The organism is Thiohalorhabdus sp. (assembly GCF_036628635.1).
Lineage (GTDB): Bacteria > Pseudomonadota > Gammaproteobacteria > Thiohalorhabdales > Thiohalorhabdaceae > Thiohalorhabdus.
Genome location: NZ_JAZKRM010000085.1, coordinates 1 through 5,146 on the forward strand (window position 1 = coordinate 1; position 5,146 = coordinate 5,146).

A 5,146-nucleotide genomic window follows, 5' to 3' on the forward strand; every position below is an offset into this window, starting at 1 on the left:
CCTACTGGGCCCAGGGCAAGGACGACTTGGCCTGCGCCAAGCTCTACCGGGCCGGCCGCCTCTACCAGGAAACGGGGCACCCCAACGAGGCCCAACAGATGCTGAACCTGATCCGGCGCATCCAACCGAATTCCACTTACCGCCGGCAGTTGGCGAAGGTGATCGAAGACTGAAGGCAGTTTTCAGTGTTCAGTTGAAAAGTGTTCAGTAACAGCCGCAACCTAAACGCCCCCGGCATGAAGCTGGGGGCGTCTTTGTGCCGTCACTGAACACTGAAAACTGCCAACTGAACACTGATTTTCACCTGTCACTGAAAGCTCTCCACCAGCGACCCCACCACCAGATACCAGCCGTCCACCAGGACGAACAGGATCAGCTTCATGGGCAGCGATATCATCACCGGCGGCAGCATGAGCATGCCCATGGACATCAGTACCGAGGCCACCACCATATCGATGATCAAAAAGGGGATGTAGATCAGGAAGCCGATCTCGAAAGCCGTCTTGAGCTCGCTGATAACGAACGCCGGAATCAGGGCGCGAGTGGGCACCTCGGAGAGATTCGCCGGCTTGTCCTCACCGGCGAGATTCATGAACAACCGCACCTCGTCCTCGCCGGCCTGGCTGAACATGAAATCCCGCACCGGCTTGATGCCCGCCTGGTAACCCTCTTGGAGGGAAATCCGGTTGTCCAGGTAGGGCCCCAGGGCGTTCTCGTCGATCTGCTGCCACACCGGGGCCATGATGAACAGGGTCAGGAACAGGGCCAGGCCGATGAGGACCTGGTTGGGCGGGGTCTGCTGGGTCCCCAGGGCCTGGCGAAGGAAGGCGAGTACCACCACGACCCGGGTGAACGAGGTCATCAGCACCAGGATCGCCGGAGCGATAGACAAAACGGTGAGAACCGCCAGAATCTTGAGGCCGGTGGCCACATCGTCGGGGCTGTCCATGGGCGTTACTTCCATGTCCAGCCCGGGCAGAGCGGCCTGGGCCGCCGCTACCGCCGGAGCCAGCCCCAGCAGGGCCACAACTAGGCGGCTAGCGCGACCCGGCGTCATCGTCGGCGGCGTCATTACCGTTTTCGGGAAGCTCCGCGATTCGCTGAATCTGGGTTGGGGTGATGCCCACCAGGAAGCGCTGCCCGCTGGCCTGGACAATGGCCATGCGGCTTCGATAACCCAGGGAGACCATCCGCTCGATCCGCAGGTCTCCCCCCTGGCGGGTCCAGGGGACCAGGCCGAAGCGCTTAAGGAAATAGACGCCTAGGGCAAAAACCCCCAGGACCAGGCCCAAGGCGGCCAGCATCTTGACCAGGGCCATGCCCAAATCGGGCACTCCCTCACCGGCCTGGGCAACGGCCGTCGCCGGGAGGCCGGTCAGGCCGAGCAGGGCCCAGCGCCACCGGCGGCCGGGGAAGAAGCGTGCGGCCTGACTCATTCCAGGCTTTTCACCCGCTCGCGGGCCTCGCCCACCTCGGTAATACGCACTCCGAGGCGGTCGTTGATCACAACCACCTCACCGCGGGCCACGGTGCGGCCGTTAACCTGAATATCCAGGGGCTCGCCCTCGGTCCGACCCAGCCGGATGACGGAGCCCTTGTCCAGCTTGAGAAGCTCCTGAAGGCTCATCCGGGTCCGCCCCAGCTCAACCGACAGCTCCAGGGGCAGATCCAGAAGCATCTCCAGGTTGTGGCCGGGGGAGGTCTCGTCCCCTTCGGAGGCACCGCCGCCTGGGGCCCCGGAAGCCGTGCCCTGCGATGGCACCCCGGAATCGGGCTGGTCGGGCTGTTGCTCGGGATCTTCCTCGCTCATCAGTCTTCCTCGCCTTCCGCACCGTTCTCGAGGGCATGCAACAACCGCGCCGCTACCTGCCCTTCGACCTTGCCGCCCTCGGCCAGCCAGCGCTTGCGGCCGCCGACCCAGACCTCCACGGGCTCACCGGGCTGGCGGTCGAGGTAGAAGAAATCGCCCACATCCATGGCGAGAAGGTCCCGCAGGGTCAGCGGCGTCCGGCCCAGGACCACCGAAAGGGTGGTACTCGCGTGAAGCACCTCCTCCTGGAACTGCTGGCGCCATTCCTCGTCGACTTCGGCCCCTCCCGCCAGGAAGTCGCCGCGCATCAGCTCCATGTGGGGATCCAGGGTGGGCATGGGATACACAAGCATCATGGGGGATTCGTGCTCCCCCATGGTCAGAGTGTAGGCAACCCGAAAGACCCGCACGTCGCGGCGGACGATGGACGCGTCGCGAATGTACGACTCCAGCCGCACATCCTCGGACTGCATGATGTACAACGGCTCCCAGGCCCGGTTCAGATCGCCCAGGATATTGTTGAGGATGCGCTTGAACAGCCGCTGCTCGATGCGGGTGAGCTCACGGCCGGTGCTCTCCATCTCCTCCAGGTTCTGCTGCTCTTCGCCCACGACGGCGCCGACCAGCTGGCGGGCGGCGCTGACCTCCATGGACAGAAGGATTTTGCCCTGGGGCGTCTGGATGACGGCGTAGATGCCGGGGCTGGAGGCCTCCTCCGCCACCGTTCCGAAGCGGTCGAGGTCGTACCCCCGATAGGCCAGGGCCGGTCGCAGCACGGGAAAATCGGCCGCCATGCTGTCGGTGAAGAAGCGCTCGAAGCGCTGGGCCACCACCTCGAAGGCCGGGAGCTCGGGGCTTTCCTCTTCCTCGGCCTCGGAGAAGTGGTAGGGAACCACTTCCCCTTCGGCGTCGTACAGGGAGCCTCCGCTGCCTCCCTTGAGGGACCCTTCCTCGAGCCCTTCCAGGAGGGTCTGGATCTCCTCTTCCTCGAGGATCTGGCCAGCCATCGGTGTTCCCCTACTGGATGACGAACTCGGTGAAGTAGACGTTGCGCACAGCGTCGTCGCCAAGCAGGTTGTTGAGCCTAGCCACGACCTGGCGTTTGAGCTGATACTTGCCCTCCATCTGCTCCAGACCGTCGACGCTTTGGTTTGACAGCAGGATGATGAGGGCGTCACGGATCTGGGGCTGGCGCTTCTCCACCTTCTTGACCAGGGACTGATCGTCAAGCTCGAGCTGGAGGGTTGTCTTCAGGTAGCGGGTGCGACTGCTCCGGGCCAGGTTCACCACGAACTCGTCCATCTTGTAGAGCTCCCCGGGCTCCTCGGCCTTGTCGGATTGGGCACTGGCCTCGTCGCCAGCCGTTGCTTGAGCCGGCTCTTCGCCACCTGCCCACAGGAACCACCAGGTACCCGCTGCCCCGACCACCAGGGCCAGCACCACCACCGCTCCGACTACCAGGAGCTTCTTACCGCGCCCCCCGCCGCTAGCCGCTTCTTCGTTTTCGGTTTCTTCTTCCTCGGCCATGGTCCTCTCGCTGTCGGCCGGTTGGGAATAGTTCCTCCCCTGGGCTTTCGGTGGCCGATCGTCGCCGGCTCACCCGCCCTGCCGGGCGTAGATCTCTATGGTGATTCGGCGGTTGGCGGCTCGTCCCGCCTCCGTGGCGTTATCCGCTACGGGGCGGCTGGGCCCGTAACCCGCGACGCTGATCCGGTTGGGATCCAGATGCACATCGCGAGCCAAATAGTGGGCGACATTCACCGCTCGGTCCAGCGACAGGGCCCAATTATCCGACACCCGGCCGCTGCCGCCCATGGGCACACTGTCGCTGTGGCCGACCACCTGGAGGCGCCCTGGAACATGGCGCAATACCTCCCCGACCTCGCCCAGCACGTAGCGGGCGCGATCTGTTAAACGCGTTTCCGCGGAAGGGAACAGGGCCTCGGCCTGCAGGGAAAGGGTGAGGGATTCCCCCTGCGGATCCGTACCCAGCCGGGCGCGTGCCCCCATCTGCTCCAGGCGGGAGCTGAGGTTGCGGTGAAGCACCTCCATTTCTTTCCGATAGGTGGCCTGCATCTTGGGTGTAACCTTGACGTCCTGCGGCTGGATCCACATGCCGAAGGGTCCGCCCCGCTCTATGATACCAAGGCCTTGGTCGACAGCGCTGGCGATCCGCTGGAGGCTGGACTCGCTCAGGGTGGACATGGACAACAGCAAGACGAAGAAAGTGAGCATAAGGCTCAGCAGATCGGAAAAGGTAACCATCCAGAAGGTCTTGTCCGGTCCCTTTTTCGCTTTAGGCATCGCTGCGCCCTCCGGGACCCACGACAGGCTCGGCCGGTGAGCCTTCCGGGAAAAGGGGCTGGAGCTCGCTTTCCCGATTTATCTTGAGCAGGATCTCCACCCGCTCGTTGCCCTGCCGTTGCGACGCGGTGCTCTCCGAGCCCACGGGCTCGAGGTCGCCGCGCCCGCTCATCCGGATCCCGGCCACCGGCACGCCGGCCTCGTAGAAAATCCGCAGCACGTTTTGGGCCCGGCGCCCGCTGATCCACCAGGCCTCTTCGAGGTCTTTGTCCAGCTCCAGGCTGGTGTGGCCCCGCACCCTTACACCGGTTTCCGCATCCTTGGCAAGGTCGGCCAAGCGGCGCAAGCGATTGGCGAGATCGTCGGGGAGCTCGGTTTGCTCGCCGGAAAAGGTGGCGGGGGCCTCGATCCGAATCAGGGTTCCGTTGCCCCCGGGAGCGGCCCGGACCTCGACGCCCTTGCCCATCTTGCCGGTAAATATATTCCGGACCTGGTCCAGTAGCTGGCTCCTGGCCTGTTCCATTTTAACGGGGGCGGAGGGCCCCCCGGATCTGCCGGAGCTCGATTCGCGCAGGCTGGAGCCCGAGGGGAGCTGGCCGAAGGCGCCGCCCAGGGATTCCAGGGCCTCCTTTTTACGTTCCTCCTGGATGGTCGCGATGGCGTTCAGGAGGATAAAAAAGGCTAGCAGGATCATGAACAGGGAAACGAACATGACCCGGCTGCCTTGGTTACTGCCGCCGCCCTTTTTCTTGGCCATGCTTTCTCCGGGGCGGTTTGCTCCGCCTGCTCAGTCGAACTGGCTCTCGCGCTGGGTGGGGGGCATGAACGCCAAAAGCTTCTGCTCGATAATGCGGGGGTTCTCACCGGCCACCATGTTGCGCACTCCGGTTATGATGATCTGGTAATTGAGCAGCTCTTCTTCGCTGCGGGCGCGCAACTTGCCAGCCATTGGAATGAAAACGGCATTGGCGATCAGGGCGCCGTAAAAGGTGGTCAGCAGGGCCACGGCCATGGCGGGGCCGATGGTCGAGG

8 protein-coding genes are annotated in these 5,146 nt (G+C 64.1%); all 8 read right to left on the minus strand.

From position 1 onward, the window contains the following. Positions 1–307: 307 nt before the first annotated feature. Positions 308–1,072: a flagellar type III secretion system pore protein FliP gene (fliP, locus tag V5A19_RS13570; protein ID WP_332327927.1), complete on the minus strand. Its 765-nt coding sequence runs from the start codon at positions 1,070–1,072 to the stop codon at positions 308–310. Next, positions 1,038–1,436, minus strand: coding sequence for a FliO/MopB family protein (locus tag V5A19_RS13575; protein ID WP_332327928.1), 399 nt, complete (start codon positions 1,434–1,436; stop codon positions 1,038–1,040). Before V5A19_RS13575 ends, fliP begins: the two co-directional genes overlap by 35 nt. Then, positions 1,433–1,810 (minus strand): flagellar motor switch protein FliN, encoded by a 378-nt coding sequence (gene fliN, locus V5A19_RS13580; RefSeq protein ID WP_332327929.1) that lies wholly within the window; start codon positions 1,808–1,810, stop codon positions 1,433–1,435. The genes V5A19_RS13575 and fliN overlap by 4 nt, the downstream gene beginning before the upstream one ends. Beyond that, on the minus strand, positions 1,810–2,817 hold the full coding sequence (locus V5A19_RS13585) for a flagellar motor switch protein FliM (protein WP_332327930.1): 1,008 nt from the start codon (positions 2,815–2,817) through the stop codon (positions 1,810–1,812). Before V5A19_RS13585 ends, fliN begins: the two co-directional genes overlap by 1 nt. A 10-nt stretch (positions 2,818–2,827) precedes the next feature. Beyond that, positions 2,828–3,337, minus strand: coding sequence for a flagellar basal body-associated FliL family protein (locus tag V5A19_RS13590; protein WP_332319958.1), 510 nt, complete (start codon positions 3,335–3,337; stop codon positions 2,828–2,830). A gap of 69 nt (positions 3,338–3,406) precedes the next feature. Next, positions 3,407–4,114, minus strand: coding sequence for an OmpA/MotB family protein (locus V5A19_RS13595; RefSeq protein WP_332319959.1), 708 nt, complete (start codon positions 4,112–4,114; stop codon positions 3,407–3,409). Then, complete coding sequence (locus tag V5A19_RS13600; protein WP_332319960.1) at positions 4,107–4,871, minus strand: OmpA family protein; 765 nt, start codon at positions 4,869–4,871, stop codon at positions 4,107–4,109. Before V5A19_RS13600 ends, V5A19_RS13595 begins: the two co-directional genes overlap by 8 nt. A 30-nt stretch (positions 4,872–4,901) precedes the next feature. After that, a partial coding sequence (locus V5A19_RS13605; RefSeq protein ID WP_332327931.1) for a MotA/TolQ/ExbB proton channel family protein occupies positions 4,902–5,146 on the minus strand: 245 nt, incomplete at its 5' end.

Bases quoted from the DNA above. Each gene is read 5' to 3' on its own strand.
- V5A19_RS13590 (WP_332319958.1), bottom strand. From the start codon at position 3,337: ATGGCCGAGGAAGAAGAAACCGAAAACGAAGAAGCGGCTAGCGGCGGG.
- V5A19_RS13575 (WP_332327928.1), bottom strand. From the start codon at position 1,436: ATGAGTCAGGCCGCACGCTTCTTCCCCGGCCGCCGGTGGCGCTGGGCC.
- V5A19_RS13585 (WP_332327930.1), bottom strand. From the start codon at position 2,817: ATGGCTGGCCAGATCCTCGAGGAAGAGGAGATCCAGACCCTCCTGGAA.
- V5A19_RS13595 (WP_332319959.1), bottom strand. From the start codon at position 4,114: ATGCCTAAAGCGAAAAAGGGACCGGACAAGACCTTCTGGATGGTTACC.
- fliP (WP_332327927.1), bottom strand. From the start codon at position 1,072: ATGACGCCGCCGACGATGACGCCGGGTCGCGCTAGCCGCCTAGTTGTG.
- V5A19_RS13600 (WP_332319960.1), bottom strand. From the start codon at position 4,871: ATGGCCAAGAAAAAGGGCGGCGGCAGTAACCAAGGCAGCCGGGTCATG.
- fliN (WP_332327929.1), bottom strand. From the start codon at position 1,810: ATGAGCGAGGAAGATCCCGAGCAACAGCCCGACCAGCCCGATTCCGGG.